This window comes from Escherichia sp. WS33, from assembly GCF_046486385.1.
Taxonomy (GTDB): Bacteria; Pseudomonadota; Gammaproteobacteria; order Enterobacterales; family Enterobacteriaceae; genus ECMA0423.
Genome location: NZ_JBJQLJ010000007.1, coordinates 145,272 through 163,913, shown reverse-complemented (window position 1 = coordinate 163,913; position 18,642 = coordinate 145,272). Strand labels below are relative to the sequence as shown.

At 47.3% G+C, this 18,642-nt stretch carries 21 protein-coding genes; 10 read left to right on the top strand and 11 right to left on the bottom strand.

From position 1 onward, the window contains the following. Window positions 1-254: 254 nt before the first annotated feature. The 3 genes from msrQ to hiuH all read right to left on the bottom strand — a co-directional run bounded on the left by msrQ (window position 255) and on the right by hiuH (window position 2,417). The gene (gene msrQ, locus ACJHXA_RS08600; RefSeq protein ID WP_001240105.1) at window positions 255-890 is read right to left on the bottom strand and encodes a protein-methionine-sulfoxide reductase heme-binding subunit MsrQ; all 636 of its coding nucleotides are present in this window, start codon (window positions 888-890) and stop codon (window positions 255-257) included. Continuing rightward, on the bottom strand, window positions 891-1,895 hold the full coding sequence (gene msrP, locus ACJHXA_RS08595; protein ID WP_000740100.1) for a protein-methionine-sulfoxide reductase catalytic subunit MsrP: 1,005 nt from the start codon (window positions 1,893-1,895) through the stop codon (window positions 891-893). It abuts the gene before it with no gap. A gap of 108 nt (window positions 1,896-2,003) precedes the next feature. Further along, window positions 2,004-2,417, bottom strand: coding sequence for a hydroxyisourate hydrolase (hiuH, locus tag ACJHXA_RS08590; protein WP_000920127.1), 414 nt, complete (start codon window positions 2,415-2,417; stop codon window positions 2,004-2,006). 132 nt (window positions 2,418-2,549) lie between these two features. Here hiuH and hprR point away from each other — a divergent pair, with 132 nt between their 5' ends. After that, a complete protein-coding gene (gene hprR, locus ACJHXA_RS08585; RefSeq protein ID WP_001339045.1) occupies window positions 2,550-3,221 on the top strand; it encodes a response regulator transcription factor HprR in 672 nt (223 codons plus the stop codon). After that, the gene (gene hprS / locus ACJHXA_RS08580) at window positions 3,221-4,579 is read left to right on the top strand and encodes a two-component system sensor histidine kinase HprS (RefSeq protein ID WP_000826755.1); all 1,359 of its coding nucleotides are present in this window, start codon (window positions 3,221-3,223) and stop codon (window positions 4,577-4,579) included. The genes hprR and hprS overlap by 1 nt, the downstream gene beginning before the upstream one ends. Window positions 4,580-4,686: 107 nt before the next feature. On the opposite strand, the gene hchA is transcribed toward hprS, so the two are convergent. Continuing rightward, on the bottom strand, window positions 4,687-5,538 hold the full coding sequence (hchA, locus tag ACJHXA_RS08575) for a glyoxalase III HchA (RefSeq protein ID WP_000218204.1): 852 nt from the start codon (window positions 5,536-5,538) through the stop codon (window positions 4,687-4,689). Window positions 5,539-6,130: 592 nt separating this feature from the next. After that, a complete protein-coding gene (locus ACJHXA_RS08570) occupies window positions 6,131-7,204 on the bottom strand; it encodes a porin (RefSeq protein ID WP_000824361.1) in 1,074 nt (357 codons plus the stop codon). 649 nt (window positions 7,205-7,853) lie between these two features. On the opposite strand from ACJHXA_RS08570, the gene drpB reads away from it, so the two are divergent. The 4 genes from drpB (at window position 7,854) to vsr (ending at window position 10,806) form a co-directional block, all read left to right on the top strand. Further along, on the top strand, window positions 7,854-8,135 hold the full coding sequence (gene drpB / locus ACJHXA_RS08565) for a cell division protein DrpB (protein WP_001372217.1): 282 nt from the start codon (window positions 7,854-7,856) through the stop codon (window positions 8,133-8,135). 39 nt (window positions 8,136-8,174) lie between these two features. After that, a complete protein-coding gene (locus ACJHXA_RS08560) occupies window positions 8,175-8,870 on the top strand; it encodes a phosphohydrolase (RefSeq protein ID WP_001725227.1) in 696 nt (231 codons plus the stop codon). A 66-nt stretch (window positions 8,871-8,936) separates the two neighbouring features. After that, a complete protein-coding gene (gene dcm / locus ACJHXA_RS08555) occupies window positions 8,937-10,355 on the top strand; it encodes a DNA-cytosine methyltransferase (protein ID WP_001725228.1) in 1,419 nt (472 codons plus the stop codon). Next, entirely contained in the window at window positions 10,336-10,806 is a 471-nt protein-coding gene (gene vsr / locus ACJHXA_RS08550; protein WP_001725229.1) for a VSPR family DNA mismatch endonuclease, read from the top strand. Before dcm ends, vsr begins: the two co-directional genes overlap by 20 nt. On the opposite strand, the gene yedA is transcribed toward vsr, so the two are convergent. Next, a complete protein-coding gene (gene yedA / locus ACJHXA_RS08545; protein WP_001725230.1) occupies window positions 10,795-11,715 on the bottom strand; it encodes a drug/metabolite exporter YedA in 921 nt (306 codons plus the stop codon). The two genes, vsr and yedA, sit on opposite strands and share 12 nt — an antisense overlap. 172 nt (window positions 11,716-11,887) lie before the next feature. On the opposite strand from yedA, the gene ACJHXA_RS08540 reads away from it, so the two are divergent. The 3 genes from ACJHXA_RS08540 (at window position 11,888) to dgcQ (ending at window position 14,931) form a co-directional block, all read left to right on the top strand. Next, the gene (locus ACJHXA_RS08540) at window positions 11,888-12,805 is read left to right on the top strand and encodes a DUF808 domain-containing protein (protein ID WP_024170845.1); all 918 of its coding nucleotides are present in this window, start codon (window positions 11,888-11,890) and stop codon (window positions 12,803-12,805) included. Between the two features lie 78 nt (window positions 12,806-12,883). Next, window positions 12,884-13,066: a YodC family protein gene (locus tag ACJHXA_RS08535; RefSeq protein WP_000009244.1), complete on the top strand. Its 183-nt coding sequence runs from the start codon at window positions 12,884-12,886 to the stop codon at window positions 13,064-13,066. 170 nt (window positions 13,067-13,236) lie between these two features. Then, a complete protein-coding gene (gene dgcQ / locus ACJHXA_RS08530; protein ID WP_077248857.1) occupies window positions 13,237-14,931 on the top strand; it encodes a cellulose biosynthesis regulator diguanylate cyclase DgcQ in 1,695 nt (564 codons plus the stop codon). On the opposite strand, the gene ACJHXA_RS08525 is transcribed toward dgcQ, so the two are convergent. Beyond that, window positions 14,928-15,743: a mannosyl-3-phosphoglycerate phosphatase-related protein gene (locus ACJHXA_RS08525; RefSeq protein ID WP_001725233.1), complete on the bottom strand. Its 816-nt coding sequence runs from the start codon at window positions 15,741-15,743 to the stop codon at window positions 14,928-14,930. The genes dgcQ and ACJHXA_RS08525 overlap by 4 nt on opposite strands. Window positions 15,744-16,040: 297 nt before the next feature. Continuing rightward, on the bottom strand, window positions 16,041-16,268 hold the full coding sequence (yodD, locus tag ACJHXA_RS08520) for a peroxide/acid resistance protein YodD (RefSeq protein WP_001353131.1): 228 nt from the start codon (window positions 16,266-16,268) through the stop codon (window positions 16,041-16,043). A 161-nt stretch (window positions 16,269-16,429) separates the two neighbouring features. Between yodD and dsrB the strand changes: the two genes are divergently transcribed. Next, window positions 16,430-16,618: a protein DsrB gene (dsrB, locus tag ACJHXA_RS08515; protein ID WP_000867217.1), complete on the top strand. Its 189-nt coding sequence runs from the start codon at window positions 16,430-16,432 to the stop codon at window positions 16,616-16,618. Between the two features lie 43 nt (window positions 16,619-16,661). Here dsrB and rcsA read toward each other — a convergent pair whose 3' ends face one another. The 3 genes from rcsA to fliQ all read right to left on the bottom strand — a co-directional run bounded on the left by rcsA (window position 16,662) and on the right by fliQ (window position 18,638). Continuing rightward, on the bottom strand, window positions 16,662-17,285 hold the full coding sequence (gene rcsA, locus ACJHXA_RS08510; protein ID WP_000104001.1) for a transcriptional regulator RcsA: 624 nt from the start codon (window positions 17,283-17,285) through the stop codon (window positions 16,662-16,664). Window positions 17,286-17,574: 289 nt separating this feature from the next. Then, window positions 17,575-18,360: a flagellar biosynthetic protein FliR gene (gene fliR, locus ACJHXA_RS08505; protein ID WP_000942317.1), complete on the bottom strand. Its 786-nt coding sequence runs from the start codon at window positions 18,358-18,360 to the stop codon at window positions 17,575-17,577. Window positions 18,361-18,368: 8 nt separating this feature from the next. Continuing rightward, window positions 18,369-18,638 (bottom strand): flagellar biosynthesis protein FliQ, encoded by a 270-nt coding sequence (fliQ, locus tag ACJHXA_RS08500; RefSeq protein WP_000187358.1) that lies wholly within the window; start codon window positions 18,636-18,638, stop codon window positions 18,369-18,371. Window positions 18,639-18,642: the final 4 nt, after the last annotated feature.

Sequence of the window (18,642 nt, the reverse complement as noted above, 5' to 3'; positions counted from 1 at the left end):
CAGTTTCCTCCAGAGTCATTGTATATGATGTGTAATGTTATATTGTAACATATGGCAAAATGCAACAACTCTTAGGAGATGAGAGCATAGTTTTCTCAGGTGTACTTATCTATCTTATTGAAATAAAATGAATTATATTGATAATTTGAGGTTGATGACAAACGAAACATAATCTGATGTGATCTGCGTAGGCCGGATAGGGCGCTCGCGCCGCATCCGGCAGGGATAACGCGTACTTTGTCGGCAATATGAAGTTATACAGATAATTTGTTGTGAACCTGCTTGCGTAACCGGTTAAAAAGGGAACGCAACTTCTTATACCGTAAGGCTAAAAGCAGTACAGCCAGCCCAGCGTAGATGAGCGGCTGCGGTGAAATAATCTTCACTGACCACAGATAATGTATTGGGGCCAGGATCGCGACAAGATAGACGAAATTATGCAACTGTTGCCAGTGCTTGCCGAGTTTTCGCTGCATCGCCTGGGTTGAAGTAAACGCTAAAGCAAGCAAAATAACCCAGCTGATAATTCCTAACGTTAAATAAGGCCGGGTAATTAACTCCTTGCCTAATAACGCCAGATTATTCACGCCCAGCTCCAGCAATGCGTAACTGGTTAAATGCAGTGTCGCCCAGGCAAAGCACCATAAGCCTAACAGGCGGCGAGTGCGTATCAATAACGGCTGTTTTGCGTAGCGTGCCAGAGGTGTGATTAACAAGGTCGCCAGCAAAAATTTCAGTGCAGTGCGACCGGTAAAATGCTGAATATCTTTCACCGGATCGGCACCCAGTCCACCGTGATTGATCGCCCAGACCAGCCAGAGAAACGGCAACAATCCGGCAAGATGCAGGCTAACTTTCAGCCATGTCACCTGTTTTGCTGTCAGACGCATTCAGAAATTCTCCCGCAAATCCAGGCCACGATACAGCGATGCCACCTGGTCGGCGTAACCATTAAACAGTAGCGTTGGCTGGCGCTGAACATCGAGGATGCCGCCTGAACCAATAAATCGTTCGGTAGCCTGTGACCAGCGCGGGTGATCAACATGCGGATTAACGTTGGCGTAAAAACCGTATTCGTCAGGCGCTGCCAGATTCCAGGTGGTTGGCGGACGCTCGCGGGTCAGCTTAATACTGACTATCGATTTAATCCCTTTAAAGCCATATTTCCACGGCACAATCAGTCGTACCGGCGCGCCATTTTGTGGCGGTAACGCCTTGCCATAAACACCCACGGTCATCAGTGTGAGCGGATGCATTGCTTCGTCGAGACGCAATCCTTCGACATAAGGATATTTCAGCCCGCCGCCGATAAAGCGGTCCTGCTGGCCTGGCATTTGTTCCGGTGCATAAATTGTTTCGAAAGCGACATACTTCGCATTGCTGGTGGGTTCGGCAAGCGCCAGCAATTTGTGCAGCGGAAAACCAATCCACGGCACCACCATCGACCATGCCTCCACGCAGCGCATACGATAAATACGCTCTTCCAGCGGGAAGCGACGGGTTAAATCATCGTGATCGAGGGTCAATGGTTTTGCCACTTCGCCGCTGATTTTCAGTGTCCATGGATCGGTTTTCAGGCTACCAGCATTAGCGGCGGGATCGGCTTTATCCAGCCCGAATTCATAGAAGTTGTTATAACCGGAGACTTTATCTACTGGCGTCAGTGGCAGGTTATTTTGCCAGGCGGCAGGCTTGCTGAACTCCAGCGGTTTTCCGGCGGGGGCGGGCGGGCGATCGTTCCCTTTAAACCAGCTAAGCAGATCGGCATGCGCAGCGTGAGGCAAAGAAAGTGCAGCTGCACTGATGCCCAGTGCTTTTAACACCTGCCGACGCTTCATAAAGAATACCGACTCGGCCGTAACATCTGATTCTTTTAAAAATTGATTCTTTTTCATAAGCCATCACACTTTTTTGTCGTTAGCCAGCAAGAGCCGTTTACTGTTAATCTGTCAGGGAGTGTCCTCCCTAACAGTAGCAGAGATCTGCTTTTACATATTTATGCATTAACTGCCACGATAGGTTGAATACCCATATTGGCTAAGTAATAAAGGCACATGATAATGCTCGTTCACTTTATTAATATGAAATTCAACGGGGATCTCAGGGAAGAAACTTTCAAGATTTTGTTTCTTGAAATAGTCCCCGGTTTTAAATACGACACGGTAATCGCCCGTAGTTGCAGTTTGCTCGGGCCACAGTGCCTTAATTCGTCCATCCTTATCTGTTTTGGCGGTATTAAGTTGTAACCAGCCGTTATCCGCCTTCTTTTCAAGAGTGACTGTCACGTCAGCAGCGGGTTTTCCGGTTTGCTGGTTCAAAATGTGCACGCTAAGAATGTTTTGTTGTGCGGCATAAACCAAAGAAGGTAATGAAAATGCTGCCGTTGCTACCGAGAGTACTAAATAACGCTTTAACATGTTTATATCCTTGTCATGTGAATGAGTTTTGAGGATAGCGAAAAAGCTGCCAGGGTAACCTTACAGCAGCATTACAATTTTGTAATGAACCAGGCTGTTTCTATAACATATGATTTATGGCATATTATTTTCATGAAGATTTTACTTATTGAAGATAATCAAAGGACCCAGGAGTGGGTAACGCAGGGGCTTTCCGAAGCGGGTTATGTCATTGATGCCGTTTCTGATGGCAGAGATGGGCTTTATCTTGCGCTGAAGGATGATTATGCATTGATAATTCTGGATATTATGCTTCCGGGTATGGATGGCTGGCAGATCTTACAAACGTTAAGAACAGCAAAGCAAACCCCTGTTATTTGCCTTACTGCAAGGGATTCTGTCGATGACAGAGTCAGAGGGCTGGACAGTGGAGCAAATGATTATCTGGTAAAACCTTTTTCATTTTCTGAGTTGCTGGCAAGGGTTCGGGCACAATTAAGGCAACATCACGCTTTGAATTCAACATTAGAAATCAGTGGCTTAAGAATGGACTCTGTAAGTCAAAGTGTGAGCAGGGACAATATCAGTATTACACTGACGCGCAAGGAGTTTCAGTTACTTTGGCTACTGGCCTCCAGAGCTGGCGAAATTATACCCAGAACGGTTATTGCGAGTGAAATTTGGGGAATCAACTTTGATAGTGATACCAATACGGTGGATGTCGCCATTCGCAGGCTCCGCGCAAAAGTTGATGATCCTTTTCCTGAAAAGCTAATCGCCACAATCCGGGGGATGGGCTATTCATTCGTAGCGGTAAAAAAATAATGAAAAGATTGTCTATAACCGTCCGTTTAACCTTGCTTTTTATATTGCTGCTGTCTGTTGCTGGCGCTGGAATTGTCTGGACTCTCTATAATGGCCTGGCAAGTGAGTTGAAATGGCGCGATGATACAACACTCATTAACCGGACAGCACAGATCAAGCAGTTGTTAATTGATGGGGTAAATCCAGATACGTTACCTGTATACTTTAACCGGATGATGGATGTTAGTCAGGATATCTTGATCATTCATGGTGATGGCATCAATAAAATTGTTAACCGGACAAATGTCAGTGATGACATGTTAAATAACATACCTGCTAGTGAGACAATCAGCGCAGCTGGCATTTACAGAAGCATTATTAATGATACTGAGATTGATGCTTTACGAATTAATATTGATGAAGTTTCGCCATCATTAACGGTTACTGTGGCTAAATTGGCTTCAGCCAGACATAACATGCTTGAACAGTATAAAATTAATAGCATTATAATTTGCATTGTCGCCATTGTACTTTGCTCAGTATTAAGTCCGCTGTTAATCAGAACGGGATTACGAGAGATCAAAAAGTTGAGTGGTGTAACGGAAGCGCTGAATTATAACTATAGCCGAGAGCCTGTTGAGGTTAGCGCATTACCGAGAGAACTAAAACCTCTTGGGCAGGCGTTGAATAAAATGCATCAAGCCTTAGTCAAAGATTTTGAACGCCTAAGTCAATTTGCTGACGATCTCGCTCATGAACTTAGAACGCCCATTAATGCATTACTGGGTCAGAATCAGGTTACGCTCAGTCAAACCAGAAGTATCGCTGAATATCAAAAAACAATTGCCGGTAACATTGAAGAGTTGGAAAATATTTCGCGGTTAACAGAGAACATACTGTTTCTTGCCCGGGCAGATAAAAACAATGTTTTGGTGAAACTGGACTCGCTTTCTCTCAATAAGGAAGTCGAAAATTTGTTGGATTATCTTGAATATCTTTCAGACGAGAAAGAGATTTGCTTTAAGGTCGAGTGCAATCAGCAAATCTTTGCGGATAAAATTTTACTGCAACGAATGTTATCGAATCTTATTGTTAATGCCATTAGATATTCACCAGAAAAATCGCGTATTCATATAACCAGTTTTCTTGATACCAACGGCTATCTTAATATTGATATCGCCAGTCCTGGAACGAAAATACATGAGCCTGAAAAACTCTTCCGTAGATTTTGGCGGGGAGATAATTCGCGTCATTCCGTAGGTCAGGGACTTGGTCTTTCTTTAGTCAAAGCGATTGCCGAATTGCATGGGGGAAGTGCTTCATATCACTATCTCAATAAGCATAATGTGTTCCGAATTACGTTACCGCAAAGAAATTAACATAGGGCTTCAGTACGCCATAAATTAACCGTGAAAAAACGCAGCCACGTCGTGAGTACTAACGCGGCTGCGATTAATTATGCGCTTACATTCAAACGTAACAGGGATTAACCCGCGTAAGCTGCCAGCATTTCCTGCGCCGCCAGTTTACCCAACGCATTCGCTGCGAAAGGACTGTCGCCGGTGAGAAGTTTACGGTCCTTATGTACTCGCCCGGTGATGTCGTCATTAATGATGTTCATGCCCATTTTCTTCAGCTCTTCGCCGAAGTACCAGGTGAGATGACCTGGCATATAGCCAATATCTGGCGTTTGTTTGTCTGCGGCGTCTGGGAATGCGCAAATGGAATAACCATTCAGTGGGTTATCGCCGTGGCGAAGCGCCAGAAAAGCCGCCGGGCCGTGGCAAAGGGAGATAACAAAACGGTCATTTTTGATTGCCCACTGTAAAGCGGCAGCTACGTCCTGGCTTTCAGGTAAACCAATAAGTGCGCCATGACCACCAGGAACAAAGATTGCTGCATATTCGCTATCAGCGTTGAGGCTGGCGACAACATCCGCGAGTTTCTTCGGATTGCGGAACAACGATTTATGCTGCTCAAAGAATGGCATTACTTTTTCATCTTTGTGCGGCATAGCCCAGTATTCAAACTTGGTCATCAGACCGGAAATGGTCGCCACTTCGAATTCGAAACCTGCAGCATGGAGATGATACAACGGCAGCAACGTTTCAATCGGATGGTTACCGGTCGAGAACAGTTTTCCGTTATCGGTTGGCAAATAACGTTCGTCCGCGGCGATCACCAGAATTTTATGCTTACCGCGATACGGTTTTGGATAGTCCACGCCATCAAGATCAGAGACGGGACTGGTATATTGGCTAAGCGAATATTCTGAAGGGAAGAACGCATTATCTTCAGCAATATCGACCTGCGGATTTTTACTTGTTTGAACAGTCATAGTGTATTCCTTATTGTTGCTTAGTTAGGGTAGTCACTATATTTGCGACTGAGCTGGTCGCTATTTTTAACCAGGCTGGAAAATTGAGTCAATATATCGAAAGCGGTAGTCGGCGGGTGTAAGTATGTAATGATGATGCTGCACTGGTGTTGAATATTATTCACGCCAAATTTTCCTTATTGAGCAACGTCGTCGCAAGTGGCCTCAATGATTTTAGACCATTATCAGAGATGCGGGGCGGTGGGGAGAGATTTAGTGATGTGGAATATTGTGGTGCTGATGAATATTTATATCGCGGATTGGTAGAGAAAAAGCTTATTTCATGCACTATTTTTGCAAAGATTTCTATTTGGGAAGCGTGTTTGTTACGGGGTAATTCATCAGAATGTGCATTTGGGGTGTTGGCTGGAAGAGTCGCTGGTAGATGTTATTGTGGCAGGAGGGGCAGGGTAAGGTGCTGTATCGATATGCTTTGGCAATTGCGTGTGCCGCAGATGGAGATGAAATGCCAATAAAAAAGCCTGAGTTCGATGAGGGACGAACTCAGGCTAGTGTTATGTTTTACAGTAACACGCCGCGGCGCGTTGGCTGATTAGAACTGGTAGACGATACCAACTGCAAACTGGTCATCAGTTGCGGCATCGGTAATCGCTGCATCGTCTTTATCCAGCAGGTTAAATTTGTATGCTGTGTAGACGTTCATGTTCTTATTGAAGTAGTACCAGGTACCAACTTCGATATAATTTACGCGGTCAGCATCAACACCTTTATGTCCATCACGAGCATAAAGATCTTTGCCTTTGGAATATACGTAGCCTAAAGACGGACGTAAACCGAAGTCGAACTGATACTGTACAACAGCTTCAAAGTTTTGGGTTTTATTTGCAAAATGATCATTAGCCAAAACGGTCATGTTGCGGGTTTCACCGTACATCATTGCTGCATAGATATTATTTGCATCATACTTGGCTGCTAATGACCACACTTCAGCGTTATCACCGTAGCCGTCACCAGCTTGTTCATTAGTACGATCAGATTTGCTATATGCACCTACAAAACCAAAACCTTCGATGTTGTAGTCTACAGACAACGCATAGCCATCACCGTTTTGTTTAGTAACGCCACGATTGCTGTTCTTACCTTGATATTGCACAGCAAAATTCAGACCATCAACCAGACCAAAGAAATCAGAGTTACGGTAGGTTGCAACACCGTTGGTACGACCGTTCATGAAGTTGTCAGCGGAAGCCCAGGAATCACCACCCCATTCAACTAACATATCGGTATAAGCTGCGGCATCATAAGCAACACCGTAGTTACGACCATAGTCGAAAGATCCTAACTCGTTATATTTCAAACCTGCGAAGGTTAAACGGGTTTTTTCCTGATTAGAGCCTTCGGGCTTGCTGGCGTCGAGGTTGTATTCAAACTGACCAAAACCAGTCAGTTCGCTGGTGATTTGGGTTTCACCTTTAACACCGAAACGAGCATAGGAGGTATCTTCGTTTTCGCTGTTATTATCATCAGTATTTGACCAGATGCGTTCGCCAACCATCTTGCCGTAGAAATCAACTTTATTGCCATCTTTATTGTAAATTTCAGCCGCATTTGCTGCGCCAGCAACTAATAACGCCGGGACCAGCATTGCCAGAACTTTTCTTTTCATTATGTATTCCCTTGTGATTATAATCTTCATGAATATATCAATAAGTGCCGTTATCCAAAAAAAAGCACATTTGGATACTATTCTATGAAGTTCATTTTATTTTAAGGATTACATGTAACAAATGTATTTAAAAGATTTCAAAATGTTTCTAATCTATTTAATATAATTCAGAATTATGAATTCTAAATATAAATATTCATGAAATTATAAATGTATATCAATATGTTATGAGTTGAGCGGAAACATAGGGGGTATCAATGATTGTTGCGCCAAACGGCTGGTGTGATCAGGCGCACATTAATGAAGGCATAAAAAAAAGCCGGCATCATGCCGGCCCAAAAAATATAAACAAGACGATAAAAGGCTAATAACGGAAGCATCATGACACAGAATAATAAAAAGGTATAATTGTAATCAGTGCTAATATATTGATTAAATGAATTAATAAAGCCGATATCAAAGATAAATAAAATCGCTCAAAACGATTTTTCCTGTATTCACTGCCGTTGCGCAAAATTTATCTATTTGTTCAAAAAATGATTGAGTCTTGACTGGCTCATCCAATGTGGAAAAATGTGACTTTTATCACATAATAGTACTAAGTCTGAATTTTCCGGGTTATCTCAAAATGGAATACGGTTCGACAAAGATGGAAGAGAGACTCTCTCGCAGCCCTGGCGGCAAACCGGCTTTGTGGGCTTTCTATACATGGTGTGGCTATTTCGTCTGGGCAATGGCGCGTTACATCTGGGTGATGAGCCGGATCCCCGATGCCCCCGTGTCGGGATTTGAAAGCGATTTAGGCTCTACCGCGGGAAAGTGGTTAGGGGCACTGGTCGGATTTTTATTTATGGCTCTGGTCGGGGCATTGTTAGGCAGCATTGCCTGGTACACCCGACCTCGTCCCGCACGTAGCAGACGCTATGAATAAAAACTGCTAAGGTGGCGACTCTTTGGCAACGGAGCGCGTATGGACTTACAACACTGGCAGGCACAGTTCGAAAACTGGTTGAAAAACCATCATCAGCACCAGGACGCGGCCCATGACGTGTGTCATTTTCGCCGCGTCTGGGCTACGGCACAGAAGCTGGCGGCAGATGACGATGTCGATATGCTGGTGATTTTAACCGCATGTTATTTTCACGATATCGTGAGCCTGGCGAAAAATCATCCGCAACGGCAGCGTTCTTCAATACTGGCAGCAGAAGAGACGCGTCGCCTGCTGCGTGAAGAATTCGCGCAATTTCCGGCGGAAAAAATCGAGGCTGTTTGCCATGCCATTGCCGCACACAGTTTTAGCGCGCAAATCGCCCCTTTAACGGCGGAAGCTAAAATCGTTCAGGATGCGGATCGGCTGGAAGCTCTGGGGGCGATTGGCCTGGCGCGTGTGTTTGCCGTTTCGGGGGCGTTGGGCGTGGCATTGTTTGATGGCGAAGATCCGTTCGCGCAGCATCGCCCACTTGATGATAAACGTTACGCGCTGGATCATTTTCAGACTAAGTTGCTGAAGCTACCGCACACCATGCAAACCACAAAAGGCAAACAACTGGCGCAGTACAACGCGCAATTTTTAGTCGAGTTTATGGCGAAGCTCAGTGCTGAGCTGGCGGGGGAGAATGAAGGTATCGATCACAAGGTGATTGATACGTTTTCACCGGTTGGCTGAGCTCGTGGCCCTAAATGATGGTAATTATGTTAACCTGTCGGCCATCTCAGATGGCCGGTTAAATCTATGCAGGAAAATATATCAGTAACCGATTCATACAGCACCGGGAATGCCGCACAGGCAATGGTGGAGCAACTGCTGCAAATTTATGATGTCAAAACGCTGGTGGCGCATCTTAATGGTGTGGGTGAGAATCACTGGAGCGCGGCAATTTTAAAACGTGCGCTGGCGAATGACTCAGCATGGCACCGTTTAAGTGAGAAAGAGTTCGCACATCTGCAAACGTTGTTACCCATTCCACCGGCACATCATCCGCATTATGCGTTTCGCTTTATCGATCTATTTGCCGGGATTGGTGGTATTCGTCGCGGTTTTGAATCGATTGGTGGGCAGTGCGTGTTTACCAGCGAATGGAACAAACATGCTGTACGCACTTATAAAGCCAACTATTATTGCGACCCGGCGGTGCATCACTTTAATGAAGATATTCGCGACATCACTCTCAGCCACAAAGAGGGTATAGGTGATGACGCGGCGGCGGAACATATCCGTCAACATATTCCTGAGCACGATGTTTTACTGGCCGGTTTTCCTTGTCAGCCGTTTTCTCTGGCTGGCGTATCGAAAAAGAACTCACTCGGACGAGCGCACGGTTTTGCCTGTGATACCCAGGGCACGCTGTTCTTCGATGTGGTGCGTATTATCGACGCGCGTCGCCCGGCGATTTTTGTGCTCGAAAACGTCAAAAACCTGAAAAGCCACGACCAGGGGAAAACGTTCCGTATCATCATGCAGACGTTGGATGAACTGGGCTATGACGTGGCAGATGCAGAAGATAATGGCCCGGACGATCCGAAAATCATTGACGGTAAACATTTCCTTCCGCAGCACCGTGAACGCATCGTGCTGGTGGGTTTTCGTCGCGACCTGAATCTGAAAGCCGATTTTACCCTGCGTGAGATCAGCGAATGTTTCCCTTCACAGCGAGTGACACTGGCGCAGTTACTGGACCCGATGGTTGAGGCGAAATATATCCTGACGCCGGTGCTGTGGAAGTACCTCTATCGTTATGCGAAAAAACATCAGGCGCGCGGTAACGGCTTCGGTTATGGAATGGTTTATCCGAACAATCCGCAAAGCGTCACGCGTACGCTTTCTGCTCGTTATTACAAAGATGGCGCGGAAATTTTAATTGATCGCGGCTGGGATATAGCCACGGGTGAGAAAGACTTTGACGATCCGCAGAACCAGCAACACCGCCCACGTCGGTTAACGCCTCGTGAATGTGCGCGCTTAATGGGCTTTGAAGCACCAGGAGAAGCGAAATTTCGCATTCCGGTTTCGGACACTCAGGCCTATCGCCAGTTCGGTAACTCGGTGGTCGTGCCGGTCTTTGCCGCGGTGGCAAAACTGCTTGAACCAAAAATCAAACAGGCAGTGGCGTTGCGTCAGCAAGAAGCAAAACATGGCCGACGTTCACGATAAGGCTACACGCAGCAAAAATATGCGCGCAATTGCCACGCGCGATACGGCGATTGAGAAGCGCCTCGCCAGTTTGTTAACCGGGCAGGGACTGGCGTTTCGCGTTCAGGACGCCAGTTTGCCCGGACGCCCGGATTTTGTTCTTGATGAATATCGCTGCGTGATATTTACCCACGGCTGCTTCTGGCACCATCATCACTGCTATCTGTTTAAAGTGCCCGCGACTCGAACCGAGTTCTGGCTGGAGAAGATAGGTAAAAATGTTGAGCGCGATCGCCGCGATATCAGTCGCTTGCAGGAGCTTGGCTGGCGCGTACTGATTGTCTGGGAGTGTGCGTTACGCGGGCGCGAAAAATTGACGGATGCGGCACTTACCGAGCGTCTGGAAGAGTGGATCTGCGGCGAAGGTGCCAGCGCGCAGATCGACACGCAGGGGATTCATTTACTCGCTTGATGCGTCCTGAATAACTGGCGCAATAACGGGTTTTGCCGGGAAAAGATATTTTCCTAACGTGACTAGTACCACCGCGAAGACAATCACGCCGAGCGCCAGCCATTCAATCTTAGACAGCGTCTCTCCGCCCACTCCCGTACCCAGCAAGACCGCGACCACCGGGTTAACGTAGGCGTAGCTGGTGGCGAGAGCCGGACTGACGTTGCGGATTAAATACATATAAGCGTTAATGGCGATAATCGAACCAAACAGCGCCAGATAGCCGACCGCAAGGAAGCCTGAAAGGGAAGGGATCGCCGTCAGTTTTTCACCCGCAATCATCGACGCAATCATTAACACCACGCCTGCCGCCAGCATCTCAATCGCACCCGCCATCATTCCTACTGGCAAGGTAATGCGCGAACCGTAAACCGAGCCAAACGCCCAGCTAATCGAGCCGATTAAAATCAGAATCGCGCCCCACGGATTGCCGCTTAAATTACCCCCGCTATTGAGCATGATGATTCCGGCAAGCCCAATGGCGATACCCATCCATTCCAGTTTGCGCGTTTTAATGCCAAACAGGCGGCTGAAGCACAGGGTAAAGAGGGGCACGGTTGCAACCACTACGGCGGCGATGCCGGATGGAACATTTTGATGTTCGGCAACTGTCACCATGCCATTACCGACAGCCAGCAATAACAGGCCAATCAGCGCGGCATTGATCAGCGGACGTAGCGGGGGGAGTTTGTGTCCGCGCAGTAGCAAAAATGCCATCAATAAAATACCGGCTGCCAGGAATCGAACGCCCGCCATCATTAACGGAGGCCAGCTTTCCACGCCAATCCGAATGACAAAATAGGTTGAGCCCCAAATGATATACAACGCAAACAGCGCGCCAAAAAGCGGTAACAACTGGCGAAAACGCATAATCCCACACGGTGAAAATAAAAAGGTGGTTCATAGTAAACGTGAAAATCATTCTGCTGGCGAGAGATATAATTGCACTTGATTGTTAAAAAAATGTTGACCTATGAAGCAAGTATCAGAGCTGCCGTTTTTGCTTCATACTTACTCCCTTCAACAATAAAAATGAGAGGGAATGCTTTTGGCCGGGAGTAGTTTACTGACGTTGCTCGATGATATCGCCACACTGCTGGACGATATCTCCGTGATGGGCAAACTGGCGGCGAAGAAAACCGCCGGTGTACTAGGGGATGATTTATCACTCAATGCACAACAAGTTTCAGGTGTGCGTGCCAACCGGGAACTTCCCGTGGTCTGGGGAGTGGCGAAAGGATCGCTGATCAATAAAGTGATTCTGGTGCCGCTGGCGCTGATCATCAGTGCATTTATCCCGTGGGCGATTACGCCTTTGTTGATGATTGGCGGCGCGTTTCTCTGCTTTGAAGGGGTAGAGAAAGTGCTGCATATGCTGGAGGCGCGTAAACACAAAGAAGATCCGGCGCAGAGTCAGCAGCGTCTGGAGAAGCTGGCGGCGCAGGATCCGCTGAAGTTTGAAAAGGACAAAATAAAAGGGGCGATTCGTACTGATTTTATTTTGTCTGCGGAAATCGTCGCCATCACGCTGGGGATTGTGGCAGAAGCGCCGTTGCTTAATCAGGTGCTGGTGCTTTCAGGCATCGCACTGGTAGTGACCGTGGGCGTCTACGGGCTGGTAGGGGTTATTGTTAAGATTGATGACCTGGGGTATTGGCTGGCGGAAAAATCCAGCGCGCTGATGCAGGCATTGGGTAAAGGGTTATTGATTATCGCGCCCTGGCTGATGAAAGCGTTATCGATTGTCGGCACGTTGGCGATGTTCCTCGTCGGTGGCGGGATTGTGGTTCATGGTATTGCGCCGCTGCATCACGCCATTGAACATTTCGCCGGGCAGCAAAGTGCAGTGGTGGCGATGATATTCCCGACTGTTTTAAATCTGATACTTGGTTTTATCATCGGCGGCATTGTGGTACTTGGAGTGAAAGCGGTAGCGAAAATGCGCGGTCAGGCACATTAATACTCGCACTGGCTATTATGCAAAATTCGCCATCTTCAACTAAGGTGAACAAGTTTCACTCGAAAAAAGGAGGCGAGTATGAGCTTTATGATTAGTGAGGAAGTAACGGTTAAAGAGGGCGGCCCGCGGATGATTGTCACCGGCTATTCCAGCGGTATGGTTGAGTGTCGTTGGTATGACGGTTATGGGGTCAAGCGGGAAGCTTTTCATGAAACCGAGCTTGTTCCGGGGGAGGGGAGTCGTCCTGCGGAAGAAGTTTGAAAGAGTATCATTAACATCAGGCCGGATCACATCCGGCCTGATGTGCTAATGCCTGCAATGAATGATAGTCGCGTCTTATCATGCCACCATTATAAAATTATCGCTGTTTTGCGGTACGCTATCGCCAGGTTATGCCAGAATCATAAAAAAGCAGGTTGGGAGTCGTCAGGGTGCAGCACGAGACAAAAATGGAAAACCAGAGCTGGTTGAAAAAACTTGCGCGCCGCCTGGGGCCTGGTCATGTCGTTAATCTCTGCTTTATCGTAGTGCTGCTTTTTTCCACCTTGCTCACCTGGCGTGAAGTGGTGGTTCTGGAAGATGCCTATATCTCCAGTCAGCGTAATCATCTGGAAAACGTAGCTAACGCGCTCGATAAGCATCTGCAGTATAACGTCGACAAACTGATCTTTTTGCGTAATGGCATGCGCGAAGCTCTCGTAGCGCCACTGGATTTTACCTCTTTGCGTAATGCCGTAACGGAGTTCGAACAGCATCGCGACGATCACGCCTGGCAAATCGAACTCAACCGACGACGCACCCTGCCAGTCAATGGCGTTTCGGATGCATTAGTCAGCGAGGGAAATCTCCTGTCTCGCGAAAATGAAAGCCTCGACAATGAAGTTACTGCTGCGTTGGAGGTTGGTTACTTGCTACGACTGGCGCACAATTCCTCGTCGATGGTCGAACAAGCTATGTATGTCTCGCGTGCCGGATTTTACGTTTCGACGCAGCCGACCTTGTTTACGCGCAATGTACCAACGCGTTATTACGGCTATGTCACCCAACCCTGGTTTATCGGTCATTCTCAACGAGAAAATCGTCAACGCGCGGTACGTTGGTTCACCTCGCAGTCAGAACACGCCAGCAATACTGAACCTCAGGTTACCGTCAGTGTTCCGGTAGACAGTAATAACTACTGGTATGGCGTGCTGGGGATGAATATTCCTGTACGTACCATGCAACAATTTCTACAAAACGCCATCGATAAAAACCTCGACGGTGAGTATCAGCTCTATGACAGTAAGCTGAGATTATTGACCTCTTCCAATCCTGACCATTCAACAGGGAATATTTTTGATCCTCGTGAACTGGCCTTGCTGGCGCAGGCAATGGAACATGACACGCGGGGCGGCATTCGTATGAACAGTCGCTATGTTAGCTGGGAACGGCTGGATCACTTTGACGGTGTGCTGGTGCGCGTCCATACGCTAAGCGAAGGGGTGCGCGGCGATTTCGGCAGCATCAGCATTGCATTAACCCTGCTGTGGGCGCTCTTTACCTCCATGTTACTCATCTCCTGGTATGTGATTCGCCGGATGGTCAGCAACATGTATGTTCTGCAAAGCTCGTTGCAGTGGCAGGCGTGGCACGACACCTTAACCCATTTATATAACCGTGGCGCCCTGTTCGAAAAAGCCCGTCAGCTCGCTAAATTGTGTCAGACACACCAACATCCTTTTTCTGTCATTCAGGTCGACCTTGACCATTTTAAAGCGATTAATGACCGCTTTGGTCATCAGGCGGGCGACCGTGTGCTTTCTCATGCTGCCGGGTTAATTAGCAGTTCCTTGCGTGCTCTGGATGTTGCCGGGCGGGTCGGTGGCGAGGAATTTTGTGTGATTCTGCCAGGGGCGAATCTGGCGCAGGCCGCGGAAGTTGCAGAACGTATTCGCCTGAAGTTAAATGAAAAAGAGATGTTGATCGCCAAGAGTACGACGATACGCATTAGTGCCTCGCTGGGGGTAAGCAGCAGCGAGGAAACAGGTAATTATGATTTTGAACAACTCCAGTCACTGGCTGACCGTCGGCTTTATCTCGCTAAACAGGCAGGGCGCAATCGGGTGTTCGCGAGCGACAACGCTTAACGGGCAGAGAGAAAATGGTCCAGGCCTTCACGCCAGCCTTCCGGTCCTTCACGCTGCGTTCGCCAGACGCGGGCCGGATCCTCATCATGCAGATGCACCCCTTCACGGTTTAGCCCTTTCACAATCACCGCGTAATCCATTACCTTCAGTAAGGGCGCATCGTTTGGCCCATCGCCCAGGCCAAGTGTGGTTGGGCGTTTGCCTGACAATTGTTGATAAGTCGCGATAATCCAGTTGGCAGCCTGATCTTTTCCGGCAGAGGCATCCAGGACGTGCCAGAAGCGCGCACCCTGCATAAACTGCAAGCCCAGTTCATTCAGACGAGCGGTAAATTGTGCCATACGCTCGTCACTGTCGCGCCAGATTAGCGTTACCGACGCCTCATTTAGCTGCGTCAGCGCCGCCTGGCTACGGCTTAATCCCGTCCATTCGGCGATGGTTGCATCGTCGACATCATCAAAAGTTGTGAATTTAAAATGCTCTTTCTCACGCAGCGTATTTAATACCTGGCTGATTTCGCCATGGGTAATACCTGAGATGATGCGTGGAAAACCATCTATATCCTGCCATTGCTCAGCTAGCTGGATCACTGCGCCATTTTCGGCAATCAGCGGTAAACCTTGTAGCCCCAACGTTTTTTGCAAGTACAGCATTTCCGCTGATGTCTTACTGCTACAGAGAATGACGGGAACATTCGCTTCGCGTAAACGGCTGAGCCAGGGGGCAGCTGGTTGCCAGTCATAACTATGACTGTCCAGCAGGGTGCCATCAAGATCGCTAAAAACCAGCAGTGGTTGTTGAATTGAAAGCATGGTCGCGCAGTACTCCCCTTACCAGGATGTTTCTCAAAACAGCACAAATAATCAAAGATGATTTTTTCGGGAGCGATCCCGTTGACGTCAGAGCCACCAAGGGGTGACGCGCGTCACATTTCTATTCATAAGTAGCGTTAATCATTCATATCACGAATATTTTCTTGTCAGCGAAAAAAATTGCGGATAAGGTGATGAACACATCAGATTTCCTGGTGTAACGAATTTTTTAAGTGCTTCTTGCTTAAGCAAGTTTAATCCCGACCCCCTCAGGGTCGGGATTTTTTTATTGTGCATTCAACGATTCACTTCAGAGACGCTGAAGTCATGAATATCCAGTTCGAAGGCATCCGCCAATTCACGCCATGTATGATATTCACGTCCATCGACACTAACGTGTTCAGGATCGTGCTGGCTGCGATGAACTTCGCTTTCGCTAATTTCATTGATCGCCGCCAGCAGGGCATCGACATCGACACTGACCTCACGTTTTGCGGTATCGCTGTACTCTTTTGCGGTTTTCATCATCTTTCCTCGCAACCGTTACTCTGTTGTTGCCGCCAGTCGTTAAGTCCGCTGGCATCTCTTAAGTATAGACCGTCGAGAAAATCAGCACTCGCGCGCGCCTGGCGCTGCCAGAAAAACGAAATTGTTCTACACTGGCACAAAGCCACAGGAGGAAAACGATGAAGGTGAATGATCGGGTAACAGTCAAAACGGATGGCGGTCCGCGTCGTCCTGGTGTGGTACTGGCAGTTGAGGAGTTTAGTGAAGGTACAATGTACCTGGTTTCGCTGGAAGACTACCCGCTCGGCATCTGGTTCTTTAATGAAGCAGGGCATCAGGACGGTATCTTTGTGGAGAAAGCAGAGTAATCTAATTCAGCCTGACTGGTGGGAAACCACCAGTCAGAATGTGTTAGCGCATGTTGACAAAAATACCATTAGTCACATTATCCGTCAGTCGGACGACATGGTAGATAACCTGTTTATTATGCGTTTTGATCTTACGTTTAATATTACCTTTATGCGATGAAACGGTCTTGGCTTTGATATTCATTTGGTCGGAGATTTGAATGGTTCCCTGACCTGCCATCCACATTCGCAACATACTCGATTCGGTTCGGCTCAATGATAACGTCGGCATATTTAAAAACGAGGTTATCGTTGTCTCTTTTTTCAGAATATCGCCAAGGATATCGTCGAGAGATTCCGGTTTAATCGATTTAGAACTGATCAATAAATTTTTTCTGACCAATAGATATTCATCAAAATGAACATTGGCAATTGCCATAAAAACGATAAATAACGTATTGGGATGTTGATTAATGATGAGCTTGATACGCTGACTGTTAGAAGCATCGTGGATGAAACAGTCCTCATTAATAAACACCACTGAAGGGCGCTGTGAATCACAAGCTATGGCAAGGTCATCAACGGTTTCAATGTCGTTGATTTCTCTTTTTTTAACCCCTCTGCTCAACAGATACCCGGTTAAACCTAGTCGGGTGTAACTACATAAATCCATAATAATCGTTGACATGGCATACCCTCACTCAATGCGTAACGATAATTCCCCTTACCTGAATATTTCATCATGACTAAACGGAACAACATGGGTCACCTAATGCGCCACTCTCGCGATTTTTCAGGCGGACTTACTATCCCGTAAAGTGTTGTATAATTTGCCTGGAATTGTCTTAAAGTAAAGTAAATGTTGCGATATGTGAGTGAGGTTAAAACAAATATTTCGCCACAGGAGTATCCTGGAAGATGTTCGTGGGTATTATTTTTCAGATAATCCTTAGGATAACAAGATAAACATTAGGGAATCATATTACAGGTAATTCGCTGATAATATCTGCCAGCAAATTAAAAATTTCACTGAATAAATGTTCGCAAAAAGGAGCAATTAACGGCATTAATGCCGCCATTAATGAGATACCGACAGTCAGAGTTAATGGAAATCCAATAACAAAAATGGATAATTGCGGGGCCATACGATTCAGTAAACCTAATGCCAGATTCAGTGTCAGCAGCAGAGTAATGAGCGGTAACGCCAGCATCAGTCCATTGAGGAAAATCAAACTCCCTGCTTTGGTGAGTGCCAGAAACGCATTGCTATTTAGCGGCTCGCCACCAATAGGCAGGGTGTGAAAGGTATCCACCAGCAGTGAAATCAGCCATAAATGACCGTTAAATGTCAGGAACAGCAGTAACGCCAGCATATCCATGATGCGCGCTAAAACGGGCATATTGAGATGGCTGCCCGGATCGACAAACGTCGCAAATGACAGTCCCATTTGCAGACCGATAATTTCGCCAGCGGTTCGCACAGCGGCAAAAGCAAACTGCATGGTAAAACCAAGCGCAATGCCGATCAGGATCTGCTGCACGGCCAGCCACAGAGCAAAGAACGAAAAAACAGGAACATCGTTGGCAGGTAAGGATGGGGCAATGGCGAACGTGATCATCATTGCCAGACCCAGTTTGACCCGTTTCGGCACGCTACGTTCGCTCAGAATTGGCGCGGTAGAAATGAGCGCCAGCACGCGCAGTAACGGCCAGAAGTACAGGCTCAACCAAGAAAGCCATTGATCGCTTGTCACCTGCAACATTATACGGGCTACCCGATGATATACGGCAGGTTAGTGAACAAGGTACGGACGTAATCCAGCAACAGATTGAGCATCCACGGTCCGGCAATAATAATGGCGATAAATACGGCGATGATTTTCGGAATAAACGACAGCGTCATTTCATTAATCTGCGTGGCGGCCTGCAAAATACTGATGATAAGGCCCGTGACCAACGCCACCAGCAACAGCGGGGCAGCCAGCGCCAGCGCAACTTTCATCGCTTCAGTCCCCATCATCATGACCGATTCAGGTGTCATTTTG